Origin of the sequence: Streptococcus suis (assembly GCA_002831545.1) — a bacterium.
Lineage (GTDB): Bacteria > Bacillota > Bacilli > Lactobacillales > Streptococcaceae > Streptococcus > Streptococcus suis_P.
The window spans coordinates 2,092,779-2,109,408 of the sequence record CP025095.1; the positions used below are offsets into that span (position 1 = coordinate 2,092,779).

The 16,630-nt window shown below is 41.1% G+C and carries 21 protein-coding genes and 1 riboswitch; of the genes, 5 read left to right on the plus strand and 16 right to left on the minus strand.

The window, feature by feature from the left end:
• Window positions 1-10: 10 nt before the first annotated feature.
• Entirely contained in the window at window positions 11-529 is a 519-nt protein-coding gene (locus CWM22_10315; protein ID AUC92262.1) for a DNA starvation/stationary phase protection protein, read from the minus strand.
• 142 nt (window positions 530-671) lie between these two features.
• Between CWM22_10315 and CWM22_10320 the strand changes: the two genes are divergently transcribed.
• The 5 genes from CWM22_10320 (at window position 672) to CWM22_10340 (ending at window position 4,158) form a co-directional block, all read left to right on the plus strand.
• Window positions 672-857: a hypothetical protein gene (locus CWM22_10320; protein AUC92263.1), complete on the plus strand. Its 186-nt coding sequence runs from the start codon at window positions 672-674 to the stop codon at window positions 855-857.
• 141 nt (window positions 858-998) lie between these two features.
• On the plus strand, window positions 999-1,211 hold the full coding sequence (locus CWM22_10325; GenBank protein ID AUC92888.1) for a CsbD family protein: 213 nt from the start codon (window positions 999-1,001) through the stop codon (window positions 1,209-1,211).
• A gap of 169 nt (window positions 1,212-1,380) precedes the next feature.
• Window positions 1,381-1,815, plus strand: a complete 435-nt coding sequence (locus CWM22_10330) for a phosphotyrosine protein phosphatase (GenBank protein AUC92264.1) — start codon at window positions 1,381-1,383, stop codon at window positions 1,813-1,815.
• A gap of 131 nt (window positions 1,816-1,946) precedes the next feature.
• Window positions 1,947-2,369: a hypothetical protein gene (locus CWM22_10335; GenBank protein AUC92265.1), complete on the plus strand. Its 423-nt coding sequence runs from the start codon at window positions 1,947-1,949 to the stop codon at window positions 2,367-2,369.
• Window positions 2,359-4,158 (plus strand): acyltransferase, encoded by a 1,800-nt coding sequence (locus CWM22_10340; GenBank protein AUC92266.1) that lies wholly within the window; start codon window positions 2,359-2,361, stop codon window positions 4,156-4,158. Before CWM22_10335 ends, CWM22_10340 begins: the two co-directional genes overlap by 11 nt.
• A gap of 207 nt (window positions 4,159-4,365) precedes the next feature.
• Here the strand turns inward: CWM22_10340 and CWM22_10345 are convergent, their stop codons facing one another.
• The 15 genes from CWM22_10345 to CWM22_10415 form a co-directional block, all read right to left on the minus strand.
• The gene (locus tag CWM22_10345; GenBank protein ID AUC92267.1) at window positions 4,366-5,019 is read right to left on the minus strand and encodes a PAP2 family protein; all 654 of its coding nucleotides are present in this window, start codon (window positions 5,017-5,019) and stop codon (window positions 4,366-4,368) included.
• Window positions 5,020-5,043: 24 nt separating this feature from the next.
• Window positions 5,044-5,601 carry an ECF transporter S component gene (locus CWM22_10350; protein ID AUC92268.1) on the minus strand — a complete coding sequence of 186 codons (558 nt, stop codon included), beginning with the start codon at window positions 5,599-5,601 and terminating at the stop codon, window positions 5,044-5,046.
• Between the two features lie 59 nt (window positions 5,602-5,660).
• Window positions 5,661-5,997, minus strand: a riboswitch (FMN riboswitch).
• A 49-nt stretch (window positions 5,998-6,046) separates the two neighbouring features.
• Window positions 6,047-6,592: a tRNA (cytidine(34)-2'-O)-methyltransferase gene (locus tag CWM22_10355; GenBank protein AUC92269.1), complete on the minus strand. Its 546-nt coding sequence runs from the start codon at window positions 6,590-6,592 to the stop codon at window positions 6,047-6,049.
• Window positions 6,593-6,966: 374 nt separating this feature from the next.
• Entirely contained in the window at window positions 6,967-8,790 is a 1,824-nt protein-coding gene (locus CWM22_10360; protein AUC92270.1) for an oligopeptide ABC transporter substrate-binding protein, read from the minus strand.
• Window positions 8,791-9,239: 449 nt separating this feature from the next.
• Window positions 9,240-9,479 (minus strand): membrane protein insertion efficiency factor YidD, encoded by a 240-nt coding sequence (locus CWM22_10365; protein ID AUC92271.1) that lies wholly within the window; start codon window positions 9,477-9,479, stop codon window positions 9,240-9,242.
• Window positions 9,479-10,210, minus strand: coding sequence for an rRNA pseudouridine synthase (locus tag CWM22_10370; protein ID AUC92272.1), 732 nt, complete (start codon window positions 10,208-10,210; stop codon window positions 9,479-9,481). The genes CWM22_10365 and CWM22_10370 overlap by 1 nt, the downstream gene beginning before the upstream one ends.
• Window positions 10,200-10,769, minus strand: coding sequence for a segregation/condensation protein B (gene scpB, locus CWM22_10375; protein ID AUC92273.1), 570 nt, complete (start codon window positions 10,767-10,769; stop codon window positions 10,200-10,202). The genes CWM22_10370 and scpB overlap by 11 nt, the downstream gene beginning before the upstream one ends.
• Window positions 10,753-11,472, minus strand: coding sequence for a segregation/condensation protein A (locus tag CWM22_10380; protein ID AUC92274.1), 720 nt, complete (start codon window positions 11,470-11,472; stop codon window positions 10,753-10,755). The genes scpB and CWM22_10380 overlap by 17 nt, the downstream gene beginning before the upstream one ends.
• Complete coding sequence (locus tag CWM22_10385; protein ID AUC92275.1) at window positions 11,472-12,203, minus strand: site-specific tyrosine recombinase XerD; 732 nt, start codon at window positions 12,201-12,203, stop codon at window positions 11,472-11,474. The genes CWM22_10380 and CWM22_10385 overlap by 1 nt, the downstream gene beginning before the upstream one ends.
• Window positions 12,200-12,658 (minus strand): CBS domain-containing protein, encoded by a 459-nt coding sequence (locus CWM22_10390; protein ID AUC92276.1) that lies wholly within the window; start codon window positions 12,656-12,658, stop codon window positions 12,200-12,202. The genes CWM22_10385 and CWM22_10390 overlap by 4 nt, the downstream gene beginning before the upstream one ends.
• Window positions 12,655-13,182: a metallophosphoesterase gene (locus tag CWM22_10395; GenBank protein AUC92277.1), complete on the minus strand. Its 528-nt coding sequence runs from the start codon at window positions 13,180-13,182 to the stop codon at window positions 12,655-12,657. Before CWM22_10395 ends, CWM22_10390 begins: the two co-directional genes overlap by 4 nt.
• Complete coding sequence (locus tag CWM22_10400) at window positions 13,155-14,165, minus strand: nucleoside-triphosphate diphosphatase (GenBank protein AUC92278.1); 1,011 nt, start codon at window positions 14,163-14,165, stop codon at window positions 13,155-13,157. The genes CWM22_10395 and CWM22_10400 overlap by 28 nt, the downstream gene beginning before the upstream one ends.
• Window positions 14,162-14,956, minus strand: coding sequence for a glutamate racemase (locus CWM22_10405; protein ID AUC92279.1), 795 nt, complete (start codon window positions 14,954-14,956; stop codon window positions 14,162-14,164). Before CWM22_10405 ends, CWM22_10400 begins: the two co-directional genes overlap by 4 nt.
• An 89-nt stretch (window positions 14,957-15,045) precedes the next feature.
• Complete coding sequence (locus tag CWM22_10410) at window positions 15,046-15,288, minus strand: hypothetical protein (GenBank protein AUC92280.1); 243 nt, start codon at window positions 15,286-15,288, stop codon at window positions 15,046-15,048.
• A gap of 72 nt (window positions 15,289-15,360) precedes the next feature.
• The gene (locus CWM22_10415) at window positions 15,361-16,608 is read right to left on the minus strand and encodes a diaminopimelate decarboxylase (GenBank protein AUC92281.1); all 1,248 of its coding nucleotides are present in this window, start codon (window positions 16,606-16,608) and stop codon (window positions 15,361-15,363) included.
• Window positions 16,609-16,630 lie beyond the last annotated feature (22 nt).

A 16,630-nucleotide genomic window follows, 5' to 3' on the forward strand; every position in this document is an offset into this window, starting at 1 on the left:
CTTCAACTATTTACAATCCTGGAGCTTGACCTAATTCTGCCTGCAGCATCCAAATATGTTTTTCAATACTAGCCTTAGCCACATTGAAAATGTCGTTGGTTACGCTGTCACCTTCTTCATCACTGACATCAAATCCCTTTTGGAAAAGAGCAGCCAGATAGCGGAACACCTCTACCACACGCGCCAATTGCTCTTCAATCGTTACAGTGTAATCACCAGGAACTTCCTTGAGCTGACTATTTTCACTAAACTCTTTAAGGGTAGAAAATGGTGCTCCACCTAAGGTGATTAAACGCTCACTCATCTCATCCACATAACCATCAATTTCTTCCATATATTCATCCATCTTTGGATGCCAAATCATAAAGCCACGACCACGCATATACCAGTGAACTTGATGGAGGATTGAATGGGCTACTGATAAATCGGCCACCGCTTGATTCAAAACAGCCTTAGAATCAGCCAGTGATGGACGCGGGCTGAAAGACGCAATTTCTGCTGGAGATTGATAATATTTTTGTTTCATCATATATCATCCTTTCTTTTATTTATAATTATTATAAATAAAAGAAGAAAAAAATGCAAGAATTATCCCTCATCCTCTGACTTATTGGCAGACAAATCCCTTGCTATATTAACTTATATACGATAGACTAGTAAGTAAGAATAGTATGTGGGAGTGGGAAAGAACTCGACTAGTTCAAAAAGAGTTCGTCAACAAGTCTTTATTTCTAGTTATTGAGCTGAAACAGTCTATTCCCAGACTGTTTCACTCCCACCCCCGCACAGCTCCAACAGTCACTACTCTGACTGTTGGAGGTTGGAGATATAGCGAACAAAGTTCGCATCAGTCGTAGTGGCCAGATTTGGAGTGCAAAACACGAACAAATCTGCCAATCAACCACTGCGCTGAGATGTTGACACGAACTCTGAGAAGTGCTCCTGGGCTTGTTGCCCAGCCTCATCGCCCCCATATGTGTATATCAAGGAGGGATTTTATGTCAGAAGAAAAATTTGACGCAAAACTAGAACAGCTATCTGGCTCTGCAAAAGAGGTAATTGGTAAGCTGACCGGCGACAAGGAAATTGAAGTTGAAGGACTTGTTGAGAAAGGAATTGGCAAAGCAAAAGAGCTAGTCGAAGATGCAAAAGACGGGCTTGAAGGTGCCATTAACGGCATCAAAAATGCTTTCGACAAAGAAGAGAAATAAACAAAGAGTTCAATATAGATAGGATTGGTCGTGCACTGTTTGATAATGAACATTACACTTAATTTGGTCTTTTACCTATAGCCCGAACAAAAATATGCAAGAGAGGGGAACTCAGACATTTACCTGTCGAGTCTGCCTTCTCTTTTCTTATGCCACGAAAGGAGAATCTATGAAAAAAATCGTTTTTGTCTGTCTTGGAAATATTTGTCGTAGCCCTATGGCTGAATTTGTCATGAAAGATCTAACCGACAACCTGTACATTGAAAGTCGGGCAACATCTAGCTGGGAACATGGCAATCCTATCCATCCTGGAACACAGAAAATTTTCCAAAAGCACAAGATTTCCTATGACCAAGATAAATCATCACAGCAAATGAGCCAGACAGATTTCGAAGCATTTGATGTCATCATTGGTATGGACAGCAATAATGTCCGAGATTTACAGAAAATGGCACCAGCACATGCCCAAGATAAGATTTTTCAATTCGCAGAAAAATCCGTACCAGACCCTTGGTATACTGGAGATTTTGACGAAACCTACGAAATGGTAAAGAAAGGTTGCCGTGACTGGTTGGACAGGTTACAGTCATTTGACCAAGAATAAGATTTTCTATGTAATATTTTTGTAATATTTGTAAAAAAATGGTAAACTATTTCTGACTGAACTGATAATTTCTTACTGTATCCTAGAAAGAACTGATTAGCGTCGGTCAAATCCTATGAAAGAGTAAAACGATGAAAGAGTTCAAATTACCTAGCATAAAATGGCATGATATAACAAGTCATTTCACCCGTCCAAAACTTGAAATCCTCTCCCTTATTATCATCCTCATCTGTGCCCTCTCTGTATTTACAGGGCGAATTGCCAGCAAGCAAGCCATGACTTTCAATAATGGCGCCCTGCAGTACAACGGTTATGTGGTCGCAAATAAAATGAATGGTCAAGGAAAATTGACCTTTGATAATGGAGATGTCTACGAAGGACAATTTACAAATGGAATTTTCCACGGTCAAGGAACCTACACATCTGCAAGTGGGTGGGTTTATACCGGGCAATTTAAAAACGGCTACGCCGATGGAAAAGGAAAATTGACCACCGAAGGACAAGCTACCTACGAAGGAACTTTTAAACAGGGGATTTATCAATATGAAAATTAAATGGTTATCCGTTATACGTGTGATTGGATTAGTCTTTGTCCTACTCTATCATTTCTTTATCAAATATTTCCCAGGTGGCTTTGTGGGGGTTGACCTCTTCTTTACCCTGTCTGGATATTTGACAACCGCCCTTTTGATTGATGAGTTTGCAAAACATAAAAAAATAGATATTGTCAGCTTTTTCAGAAGAAGGTTCTATCGCATTCTCCCCCCTCTGGTTTTAACGATTCTTTTGGTTCTTCCACTTGCTCTGCTTGTCCGCAATGATTTCATTGCCAATATCGGCAATCAGATAGCCGCTGCGCTCGGATTCATGACAAACTTCTTTGAAATTCTATCAGGTGGTAGTTACGAGAATCAATTTTCACCTCATCTATTTATGCATACTTGGACACTAGCCATAGAAGTTCAGTATTACCTTGTCTGGGCTGGTTTAGTTTGGTATCTGACTCGCATCTCAAAAAGTGTGGGGCAACTACGTGGATCAATTTTTCTAACATCTATAAGCCTCTTCTCGCTAAGTTTTTTAGCAATGTCTATCTCAAGTTTCTTTGTGGATAATTTCTCAACCATTTACTACTCAAGCTTCACACATACCTTCCCATTCTTCCTCGGAAGCATTCTCGCAACCATCGCTGGTATCGGAAATACAACAACTGCCTTCCAGCAACAAGTGAATACATTGACTATCAAACAAGCTATAGGTCTATTTCTTGGAGGACTAGGAGTAGAACTTCTTCTTCTCTTTACTCTTCAATTCAGTTCCATCTGGACCTATCTAATTGGTTTTCTTCTATCCAGTTTAGCTACAGCAACTATGATTTTTGCTGCTCGGGTACTTCACGAGAAAACCGAAGATGTCAAAGAACCTGCAATTATCCTCTTCTTTTCAAGTATTTCTTATGGTATCTACCTCTTCCATTGGCCCTTGCTCATTATCTTTACACAACTGACAAATGCCACTATCGCTGCGGGATTATCCTTTGTTTTTTCTACTATCCTATCAACTATTTCCTTCTATATTCTAGAACCATACATTGCTGGAAAAGTAGGAAGCTTGTTTGGATTACCAATGAACTTAAACCCTTATAAAAAATGGCTTCTTGGTAGCTTTGCTTGCTTGACCATAGTTGGCTTAGGTATCTGTCTGTTTGCACCAAAATTAGGAAGTTTTGAACAAGAGAGTATGGTTAGCAATCTTTATCAAGCTCAGACCCAACTAAATACAACACGATCTGCTGCTGAAAACGCTAAAGCTACTAGTTTTGAAATTCAAAAAGGAGTTATCATCTTTGGCGATTCTGTTACTGTTCGCGCTAGTTCTGCCATACAGACCGCACTACCAGATGCACAGATCGATGGAACCGTCAGTCGAAATCTCTCTGAAATTGCTAAATTGATAAATCTTTATAAGCAAAATAATAGCTTGAAAGAGACTGTAGTTGTAGCCCTAGGTACAAATACTACGGATAATTATCAGGAACTACTAGACCAGCTAGTCAAAGATTTTCCTAAAGGACGTCGCCTTATTTTTGTCACTCCTTACGATGGAAACTTCACTCCGAGCGAATCCATTTCTTATCAAACTGGTCAATACGAGAAAGAATTGGCTGAAAAATATGATTACATTTCCATTGCAGACTGGTATCAAGTTGCAAAGGATAATCCACCAATTTGGTACAATACCGACCTTGTTCATTTCAATCTTGAAAGCAATGGAGGCGAAGTCTTCGCCCAAACGATAAAAAATGCCGTTGAAGCCGTTGCTGATGGTCCAATCAAAAACTAGATTTATACATCATCATCCTCTGAGAATTTCTCGGAGGATTTTTGCACGATTTTCCGATAGGTCTAGCGCGAACTCTAAGAAATGGCGCTGTGCCTGAGCTCAGCCTCAATAAATCTTGTGAAATAAGCCACTTCTACAACGGACGGCAAAGCGAAGATGACAAGTTAAAACTCCTACCTTTTACAGTAGGAGTTGGTGTCAAATTGACTATTTTTGCTTACTTTGGAAACGCCATTCAAAGCGTTTCTGATCGTAAAATGGATACATCATTTGTAAAAGAGTGACGGCAAGTAGCCAACCACCGATAATATCTGTCGGATAGTGAACCCCAATATAGATACGGGATACAGCTACCAGGACAGCAAGTAGAATCAACATGGCTTGTAGCACAAGTCTAGCTATGCCTTTCTTCATCCTCTGGTGAACAATAATAACAACTGCTCCTGCAATCATCATAGTTGATGCAGTATGCCAGCTAGGAAATGAATAACCGATGGTATCAATCAACCATTCAATACTTGGACGCGGACGTTGGTAGACATATTTCAGGGCTGTGGATGCCACACCCATCGCCGCAAAACTAGCAAGTAGGAAATAAGCTTCTATCTTCCATTTTTTATAGTAGTAAAAGATAGCAGCTAGAATCATGGTAATAGCTAAAATAATAACCGTGTTTCCTAAAACAGTAATAGAGGTCCAAAATTGACTGGATCCACTTGGTAAATTTCCACGAATGGCAGACTGGACAGTTGAGTCAAAACCTGCTAGGGTACTAGGATAAAATTTTACTACATAGCCCAATATCACAAAGGCCAGAGCAAAAAAAGATGCGTTTCGTAAATGGATTTGTTTATTCTTCATACAGTATAGTTTACCTTATAAAGGTTAAACTTTCTTTAAAATAGGTTGGGCTGCTTTGTAACAGATATAAAATATTGCTGAAAGCACAATCCCTTGTAAAAGATTAAAAGGAAGTACCATCATCAAAAGATAGTTAGTCAGACCCAAGATTTCTTTAATATCAAAATTTGCAAAAGCTGCATAGACAGGCACCGCATAAACGTAATTTAATACCAGCATCACTGCTGTCGAACCAATTGTCGCAACAGCGGCTGCTTTTAAATAATTTTTTAACGTTTGTTCATTTTTCCAGAAATAAGCTGCTGCTAAAATGAAAACTGACGTAGCTGCAATATTCATCGGTAAGCCAATAATTGTCGATGGTCCCTGATTATTTAAAATCAGTTTGAGAAAAGTTCGTACCAAAAGGATGGCAAAACTAGACTTCAAATCTAGAACAAGCAGACCAAATAAAATCGGTACGAGAGAAAAATCCACTTCCAGGAAACTGGCTGTTGGAATCAGCGGAAATTTCAAATACATGAGCAGAAAGGATACTGCTGAGAGAATGGCGATAATCGTCATTTTGCGTGTGTTTGTCATAAGGTTCCTCCAATTTTTGAAAATTGAAGAAGCGTAGAAGAGCAGGCAAAAAGCCTCCACTTCGTCTTCTCCCATCCAGACTTTACTGTCGGTTGTGGAATTGCACCACATCAGCTTTCGCTCGCAGACTGTACGTGTCTTTCTTTCTATTTTATGGCTTCGTTAAGTCGGCTTGACATACCCTTAGTATAGTCTGCACCTCCTTGCCTAGCCCTAAAATGAAACAAAAACACTTTTTTTGAGTGTTGCTTAAGATTTTTCTATCAGTCTAGGCGACAAGGCGAAGGCATAACTGGAGTTAGGTAAGCCTGGTCAACGACGAATGAGAGAAAAAGAAAAGCAAGAATCAAAAAAATCACTGCCGGTCGGGAATCTCACCCTGCCCTGAAGACTATTTCATCATACCAAAAAAGCCTTGCATTTGCAAGAGCTTGGTAAGTTTTCACTATTTTAACTTGTCCCCATCATAGGTGTGAACCAAATCTAGACCAACGAACTGTTGCTGCCGAAGAGCCTCATATACAATCATACACGCTGTATTAGAGACATTAAGACTACGCACATGTTCATCATTCATTGGAATACGGATAGCCTTCTCTGGATGTTCACGCATAAAATCTTCTGGCAAGCCCTTATCTTCTCGGCCAAATAAGAAATAATGAATGTTCCCATCATTATAGTCTTCATCCGAATAGGTTTTATCAGCAAATTTAGATACTAAGTGAACACGTCCTTGTTTGCTAGCATAATCCATAAATTCTGCTAAATTGTCATAGAAGCGAACATCTAACTTATCCCAATAATCTAGTCCTGCACGTTTCATCTTACGGTCATCAATTGGAAATCCCATCGGCTTAATGATATGGAGAGGGCTATTGGTTGCAGCACAAGTTCGAGCAATATTGCCTGTATTCTGTGGAATCTGTGGTTCAAATAAGACAATGTGGTTTTTGGCTGTTTCTTCTATATACTCTAATGTTTCAATATTCATAAGGACCTCTCTGGTGACATTTCACTAAACACGAATACCCTCGAAAATCAAATCCAAACCATGTCAGCTGCATTTTGCCGTATACCATGCTTGTTTTCTAGTTTCTTTTTTGATTTTCATTGAGTAAAAAGACTCAACTGTCTCCTATGGCAAGAAAGACAAAAAAATAGCCACACTGCCCGGAGTCAAGCTCAGCAAACAGCATGGTGAATGATGATTCATTCACTTAACTCACAACAGGTTTGAGTTAAATCAATGAAATCGTGATACTATTGTAGCTTAAAGAAGGCTGAAAATCAAGAGTTTTGCCCCATTTTTTTCAAATTTTCATAGAAAATGAAAAAGGAGAGCAAATAAACTCCCCTTTCTTACATTTATTCTGCTGCAATCCCTTTTTCCGCAGTCAACTCAAGATTTTCATGTCCTGATTTACTGTCCGAACCGATATAAACGTCGTAATATTTAACGCGTTTGTTAACGGCAGTAATACTTTCACGTTCAAAGGTTGGAATTGCAAAGGCTTGTTCGAAGGCATATTCTTGCCAAGCTTTGTAGTTTTCAATATTTTTTTGTTCGTCAAATGACTCAGCAGAGGTAATTTTATTTAAAAGTACTGTGTTTTCATCTGAAACGAAGCGAGTATAGTTGTACATCGCTTCCGGTCCCCACAATGATGTCGGGTCTGGATCTAGGCCGGCAATCCAAGCAGCAAGATAGACATCAATCCCCTCATCATTGGCAGCAATTGATTCATAGAAAGTATTGTACTCAATTGTTCTTCCTGTATAAAGTTCCACATTCAAACCAATTTCTTTCCACCATGTAAGGTATTGCTGTACCATGGTTTCTTGCGTTTCGGTTGATTTCTGTGCTGCAACACTGATGGTAAGTGGTTTTCCATCAGCATCTTCACGCATACCGTCTCCATCTACGTCTTTATATCCTGCCTCATCGAGAAGTTTTTTAGCCTTTTCAGGGTTATAACTATAGCCAGCTAGTTCTGAATCGTGAACATCTCCAAAGAAAGAGATAATTAGTGAGTTTGTCGGGTGATACAAGCCGTTATATAATTTCTCTCCAATCACCGCATTGTCCAACGCATATCCCATTGCTTGACGCAATTTAACATTATTCATCTTAGCATTAGGATCGGTCACATTCTTACCACTAGCATCATCGTACTTACCAAGATTGAAGCCAATATAATTGTAAATACCATCCAGACTACCTAGTAAAGTAATATTAGATAAGTCCTTATAAGATTCGTACTGGTCTGTTGGCATATCAGCAATATCATAATTGCCTGCTCTCATTTCTGCAACAATCGTATCTGGTGAAACAATATCAATCCTGTAACTATCTAGCTTAACTTTCCCTTTAAAGTAGTACTCATTTGGTACATAGGTCACCGACTCGCCATTGACAATTTCCTTGACCTTATAAGGGCCCATACCGACAACTTTTGCCGTACGAGAATACTCACTTGATTCCCAATCTTTGACTGCAATGTCTTTAAAAATGTGTTTCGGCATGACTAAATAAGGTACTCCACCACCAGCATACATCATGGATGGAGACATGTCTTTCACTGAGAGGACTACCGTATAATCATCAACCTTCCTAACACCTGAAATTTCACTTGCTGTTCCAGCCTGAAATTCTTCAAAGCCAATGATATTTGTATAGGTAGTATCTGCACGAACCCCTGTATAGTCTGGACTAGCTAGTTGTTCGATTGTGAAAATATAATCATCGATGGTGAAGGCTTGCCCATCGGACCACTTATAGTCCTTGCCTGTCAAACTAACGGTAACTGTCTTTGCATCTACATCAAACTCTGCCTTAGCAAGGCCTGAATCGTCTAACGTACGAGCTGAATCATATCCAAACATAGAAATATCAACCATGCCTGCAAAGGTTGAGTCTACCGCCGTCTGCGATAATTCATCAATTAAGATACCGGTCGAAGGCGCCGAAGCTACCAAGGCATATTTGAGACTTCCGCCTTCAATAGTTTGTCCTTCGTGTGTCACTTCTGATTTAAATGTCAGAGCAACATCGCTCGTCTTTTCTTTAGTTTGACAAGCTGTTAACGTTGCAATAGAAAGCAGACCGATACCAGTTAAAGCGATGTTTTTCATTCTTTTCATATCCCTACCCCATTTATTTATTTTGAATAGTATAGCACGATTTAGCATAAATATGCAACTATCTTACCAACAATATTCGCCTTTGAGTATTCTCACTTTTTTCCATTTTAACTAAAAATAGCAGCGAATAGAGGTAAAAAAGAGTACCTCTTCAGCCACTATTGCTTCTTCATTTTTTATGATAATCCACTAAGCCCAATACTCAATGAACTCGGATAAGTATAGTCTTGTCTGTAACAAAACGGAGAGTCATTTGGTTTATCTTTGATTCCTTCGACGAGCGGAGGCTGGGCAAAAAGACCAACCTAGCTTCACAGAGTTCGTGTCAACATCTGAGCGCAGTGATTGATTGGCTATAACAGTCCAGTGGACTGTTAATATTGAGGCGAACTTGCTTCGCCCTATCTCCAGGCCTTAAAAGGTTCCCCAAACCTTTTGAGAGAGTACTAAAGGCAACCTAAAAACCTATATTTATACAAAACAAAAAGTAGGTTGCCCTACTTCTGCTTATTTCTTTTCAAACTAAACCTGTCCGGCACAGGATCTTCCCCACCTTCCACAAAGGGATGACAGCGACCAATTCGAGCCAACCCCATCAAAAAGCCCTTGAGTCCATGTTTTTGCAAGGCCTCGATCATATAAGTGGAACAAGTTGGACGGTAGCGACAAGAGGGCGGAAAAAGGGGGGAAATAAATTTCTGATAGAATCGGACCAAGCCGATCAAGAGTCTTGTCATTATTTTTTAACTGGCTTAGTAACAGCCAGGGTATGTAGTTTGCTGATGTCTTTCTTGTTGAGCTTGCGGTATTCTCCTGGACGTAGGCCGGTCAAGTCAAGATTACCAAAGCGAGTACGAGACAGCTTATCTACCTGCAAGCCGACAGCCTCAAACATCTTCTTAACCTGGTGGTTTCGACCTTCATGGATTGTTAATTCTACAACTGAGCGGTTCTTAACAGGATCCACCTTGATAATCTCGTACACCGCAGGCTTGGTCTTTTTGCCATCAATGACAACACCACGGGTCAAAGGACGCAAAACTTCCTTGTTGGCAACCCCTTTGACACGCGCCAAGTAAACCTTATCAATCTCATTTCGTGGGTGAATCATCTCGTCTGTAAAATCACCGTCATTGGTCAAAATCAAGACCCCAGATGTATCCCAGTCCAGACGTCCTACAGGATAAATCCGCTCCTTAACTGTTGGCAACAAGTCCACGACAGTCTTTCGTCCCTTGTCGTCTGACACACTAGAAATGACACCACGTGGCTTATTGAGGAGATAGTAGACCTTCTCTTCGTTATAAATTGGTTGTCCTTCGACTTCCACAATATCTCCAGACTTAATAGTAGTTGCCAACTCACGGACAACTTGACTATTTACAGTTACTAGGCCTTGTTTTATCAATTCTTCTGCCTTACGACGACTGGCAACTCCAGCATGGGCAATGTATTTATTAATTCTCATTTTCTAACTCATTTCTTTCTACGAATAGCTCGGTTTCTTGCTCCACCAAGTCGATTTCAGACACATCTGGCAATTCTTCTAGACTGTTAATACCCATGTAATCCAGAAAATAATCCGTTGTCACATAGAGATTGGGCCTGCCAAGCACCTCTTTCTTACCGTTCTCACGAATGAGGTCAAAGGCCTGTAATTTACTGATGGCACCACTGGAATTGACTCCGCGAATATCATCAACTTCAATCCGAGTAATGGGTTGCTTATAGGCTACGATTGATAAGGTTTCCAAAAGAGCCCGTGACATAGTCTGATTGATTGGTGTTTTGGCATAGATTCGCAAAAGGTTTGCATATTCTTTTTTAGTAACCAACTTGTAGCGATTGGAAGACTCTAAGATGGCTAAGCCTGAGGCTTTGTCTGCCATATATTTCTCACTAAGTTTCTCTAACTGCTGGCTGACAGCTGTCGGCTGCATTTCCAACATCTCTGCCAAATTTCGTAAAGTCAAGCCATCCTCACCTGCCACAAAGAGCAGGACTTCGATTTCAGCTAAGCGATTCATCTTCACTCCTTACTAGATAAATATCTCCAAAAGTCTCTGTCTGCTCCAAGACGATTTCATGAACCTTGACCAACTCCAAGGTGGCAAGAAAAATGGTAATCACTTCATTGATATCCTGGCTCTCCTGAAAAAGCTGACGCAGTTCAATACGAGGGTTAGCCTCAAAACGACTACGAACAAAGTCCATCATGTCTTCGATTTTATATTCATCACGGGCAATGGTCGCATGAGACTGACGGAGGCTTGCCTGTTTTTCAGCCATTACTTTAGAAAAAGCTAGGAAAATGTCAATGACGGTCTTATCCTTGGCTAACTGTACATCATCATAAATCAAATCTAATTTGGGTTTTGAAAAATAGTTCGCCCGTTCATCATGTTGCTCTCCTAATTTCTCACTGAGAAGTTTGAACTTGCGGTATTCTTCCAACTGGTCCAAGAGGTCCATTTCAGGATCATCTTCGGGATCAATTTGCTCAACAACCTTCGGCAATAACCGACGACTTTTGATAACCATCAATTGACTAGCCATGAGCATATATTCTCCCGCTACCTCTAAACGCATGGCTTGCAAGGTAGCAATGTAGGCCAAATATTGCTCAATAACCTCTGTAATCGGAACCTCGTAAATATCTACTTGATACTTGGACACCAGGTGTAGCAGGAGATCAAGTGGCCCTTCAAAATCTTTTAATTTTATATCCATTATCTAAATTTTTCCAAACTCATGCTTGTTTTCAGTCCCAACTGCTTGGCGATTTGGTCCAAGGATTTTCCTTCGTCTATCTGTTTTAGAATATACTGCTCCCGTAATTTTTGGGCTGTCCAATCAGGCTTGCCGATGGACTGGACAAATTCTGTCAGACGATTAAAAAACCATTGACGAGAATAGGTCTGTCCCTTCTTATCGAAGACATAGCGTCCAGACAGATGAGACCCCATATAGGGTATCAATTCCTTGGGCAGAGTGAGCACCCGCTTGGCTCCTCCCTTCTCAACTGTCAGGACTTGAAAATCCAGATTGACCTGCTGACTAGTCAGCTCTGCTATTTCACTAGGAGTCAGCCCTAGTAAGGCAATCAAAAGAGCAATCAGTTGCCCATCAAGCCAAGGACTTTCTTGAAAGAGGAGAGTTAAATCCTCACGCTCCAGTTTCTTTTTGACGCTTGCTGGACCTGACATCGTTTGTAATTTATAAAAACGATCCAGGAGATTATTTTCATAAAGAAAGTAGAGAAATTGATTGACCGCTGACATCTTTCTTTTCTGAGCAGCAGGTTTCAAGTCTAGAAGAGACTGCTGATAGACCAAAAGAGACTGTTGGCTAATCTCCCCCTTTGTTACCGTCACAAACTGCTGCAGGTCATAGGTATAGGACTTTTGGCTGTTGACACTGACCTTTTTGCTCTGGATAAAAGATTCAATCGCCTGCTTCATTTCTTGCCTTCTTTTGATGCTAGGGGGAAATTATGCAAGAGAGCATTAATGGCTTTGAGAATGGATTTGCGGGTAATGATTCCCATAAATTCTCTATTTTCCCCAAGGACGGGTAAGAAAGATTGATCTACTAGCTTGCGCATCACTTCTGTCAAATCATAATCCAGACCAACAGTCTCTTCATCTGTCTTTACAATCACAGAAATATCTCTGTTTAACTCATCATCCGATAGTTCATTTTCAGCTTGATATTTAATGATTTCTGTCAAGCCAATGGTGCCGAAGAAAAGACCATCTTCTGTTACCACGGGTACGCGTGAATAGGTCATGTGACTGAGTAACAGTTTTGCATGGTCAATATTATGTGTATCAATAATTACTGCCAATTTATCCGCTGGTGTCAAGAAAGTTTCTTCCTGGTCCAATAAAAAGGCTTCAAATTCTCTTGCAATCATCTTGAAATATCCTTTGTCAATGCTGGGTAAAGTTGGTGCTGTCGATTGTAGTAATCCACATGGAAGTGATCATCATAGATGGTCACAAGAGCATAGAGACATTCTCTGACCAAACCACGAGGTTGACTAACGGAGCCTGGATTAAGAAAGAGGGTCTTGCCACGCACTTCGGCATCAGGCACATGCAGATGCCCATACAAACAAATATCCGCATCAACTTCCTGTGCCCAATAATCCAACCGCTGCCAGCCGTAATTAATACCATAAAGATGACCATGAGTCTGAGCGATAGTCACACCGTCCAATTGAGTAATGAGCTGGTCAGGGCAACCACCAAAATAGTCGCAGTTCCCATTGACCACTTGAATGCCGTCCCACACACTATCTTGACTATCCAGCTCCGAATCACCATTGTGAAAGATAGCATCGACCTTGCCAAGATAGTGGTTTTTAATCTCTTCTACAATCTGTCTATCCCCATGAGAATCACTCATGACTAGGATTGTTTTGCTTGCTCCTGCCATACTGGAAATGCCTCCACTAATTTTTCTAGTGCTTGTGCACGGTGGGAAATCTTATTTTTTTCTTCTAGGGTTAATTCTGCCGAGGTCTTACCTGTTTCACCTACGAGGAAAAGTGGATCATATCCAAACCCATTTTCCCCACGGAGGTCCATACCGATAAAGCCTTCCCAGTCCGCTTCGACAACCAAACTATCACGATTTGGAGCAGCCATGACCAGAGTACAATGGAATTGCGCCGAACGATCTTTCAGTTCAAATACCATGGCTAACTCATGCAAGAGTTTGGCATTATTGAGCTCATCTGTGGCATCTGGGCCTGAAAAACGAGCAGACCAAACTCCTGGCAAACCACCTAAAGCATCAACCTTCAAACCAGAATCATCTGCCAAGACCATCTTGCCTGTCAGCTCTGCTATGGTTTCAGCCTTCAAGCGTGCATTTTCCTCAAAAGTCATACCTGTTTCTGCTACATCTGGCAGATCAGGATAGTTGTTGAGGTTCTCGACCTGGTAGCCAAAACGCTCAAAAAACTTACGGAATTCCTTGGTCTTACCTTCATTTTTTGTAGCAATCAAGATGCTATCTCCTACACTTGCCAATCCCTTGTCTTGACCGAAGAAATCTGCCATGCTTACCCCTGCTTGGGGCAGATGAACCAAGAGAAGTTTGTCATTCTCTGTTACCAGAATAGCCCCTTGATGTTGGAGAACTTTGAACTGGCGATTGTTTAACTCATTCAAAATACCACAGGCAAATTGGAAGAGGGCAAAGTCCGACTGAAGTTTAATCACTTCAATTTTGACACACTGGTTAAAGTTCTCATCATCATAATTACCTGCAATCAGTTTGTCAAACAATTGACCAATCTGGTAAATTTCCTGCTCTCTGCCATTTTCACCAAATGAACCAAATAGATTGGCAAAGCTGGCTTTTCCGATAAACCAATTGTGTTCATCTCTGTATTCGTATATCTTGTCTGTCATAGTTCTACATGCTCCACATGAATATCAATGCCCATCCAGCTTTCAGCTATTTCTTTAAAAGCTGCCGGACTAGCTGTTGTGTAAAATCTGTGCTGAATATCCTTTTCGGTACGGCTGCGGTTGATTTGAAAATAATTTAATAAAACAGAAATATCTCGCGCGCACTCTGCCCCACTGTCAATCAACTTGACATCCTTGCCCATGGCATTCTGGATGATGGGGCGAAGTAGGGGATAATGGGTACATCCCAAGACCAAGGTGTCCACTTTCCCAACGAGTGGTCGAAGTGTCTCATAAACAACCTTTTTGGCAAGACTGGATTGGTGGCTATTGGACTCAACCAGAGGGGCAAATTTGGGACAGGCTAGGCTGTCTACCTGCGTTTCTGGAGAAAGGGCCTGAATCTTTTGTCGATAAATATCTGATTGAATGGTCATAGCCGTTCCTAAGACACCAACCTTACCAGTTTGCGTTGCCTTAATAGCTGCCGATGCACCTGGTAAAATAACACCCAAAACAGGAATATCCAACTTTTCCTTGACTTCTTCCCAGGCTACCGCTGTTGCCGTATTGCAGGCAAAGACAATCATTTTTACATTTTTTGTCAAAAGGAAATTGACCAACTGCCAAGTATATTCTCTGATTTGTTCCGCTGGACGTGGTCCATAAGGTGCCCGTGCCGAATCTCCGATATAAACGATTTCTTCATGGGGAAGCTGGCGCATTAACTCACGCGCAACCGTTAATCCCCCCACACCTGAATCTAAAAAACCTATTGGTCGATTATCCATAATACTGAGAATAGCCAGAAAATCTGACTAGCCTTTCTTTTCTACTCAAAAAATGGGATCTGGGAATGAATATCCCAGTCCCAGTTTGATTATTTTTTCTTGCTTGCCACTTTTTGTTGGCTCTTGATTTGGCGAAGTACTTGTTGTACTTTTGCTTCGCTTGGTTTTTGCCCCATTTGACTCATCATCAAGCGCAAAGCATTTTCATCCAAAACTGGCTTATCAGCAATATAGTTTTCCACTTGTTTGCGAGACAAGTAAATACCCAAGGCTACACCACCTGCAAATGCCACAAGCACCAAAACAATTACTAAACCGATACCTAATTGCATATCAATCTCCTCAAATCTTTATTTCTACATAACTGCTTCTATTATACCAAATTCAGAAGGCTTTTCCAAGACTTACCTGTCAAAATCAAAACCGTAAATGGTCGCGAAATAATCCTCTGGTGTTTCAGCACGACGAATCATACGCGCTGTGCCATCTTCCTGCAAAAGAATTTCAGAAGAACGCAGACGACCGTTGTAGTTGTAGCCCATGGAGAAGCCGTGGGCACCACTGTCATGAATGACCAAGGTGTCTCCTACTTCTGCCCGTGGTAATTCACGATTAACCGCAAACTTGTCGTTGTTTTCACAGAGGGAACCTGCCACATCCACCACTTCGATTGGGGCATCTGGGCGCGTGATATTAGTGATATGGTGGTAGGCCCCATAGAACGCAGGGCGCATGAGGTTGGCTGCCGATGCATCGACACCGATATAGGTCCGATAGGTTTCCTTACGATGAAGCACTTTGGTAATCAAGTGACCATGTGGTGCCAACATAAAGCGACCAAGTTCCGTAAAGATTTTGACCTGTCCCATACCAGCTGGCGTGAGAATTTCCTCGTAAACCTTACGAACACCCTCACCAATGACAGCAATGTCGTTTGGTTCTTGCTCAGGACGATAGTTGACTCCAATCCCACCTGATAGGTTGATGAAGTCCAAGGTCACACCTGTTTCCTCACGAATTTCCAAGGCCAATTCAAAGAGTTGACGAGCTAAGACAGGATAGTAGTCATTGGTTACTGTATTCGAAGCTAGAAAGGCATGAATACCAAACTGCTTTACACCTAGTTCTTTTAATTCCTTGTAGCCCTTCATGAGCTGGTCCTTGGTCATCCCAAACTTAGACTCTTCTGGGTGGTCCATAATATCCGTTCCCAGCGAGAAGATTCCTCCAGGATTGTAACGGAGACAGACCGTTTCTGGAATCCCAGCAACATTTTTCAAAAACTCAATGTGTTCGTATGCATCAAGGTTAATGGTCGCCCCAACTTTTCGAGCATAGACAAACTCTTGCGCTTGGGTATCATTGGATGTGAACATGATGTCCTTAAAGCCCAATTTTTCACTCATGAGCACTTCCACATCGGTGGCACAATCCACCCCACAGCCCTCTTCCTGAAGAATTTTTAAAATAGCTGGAGTTGGAGTCGCCTTGACCGCAAAATATTCCTTAAAGCCTTTGTTCCAAGAAAAAGCTGCATTAAGGGCACGAGCCTTCTCACGAATACCTTTTTCATCATACAAATGGAATGGTGTCGGAAATTGCTCCGTAATGGTTTCTAAAACTTCTTTACTAACAAATGGTGTCTTGGTCATATCTCTACCTCATCAAATATTT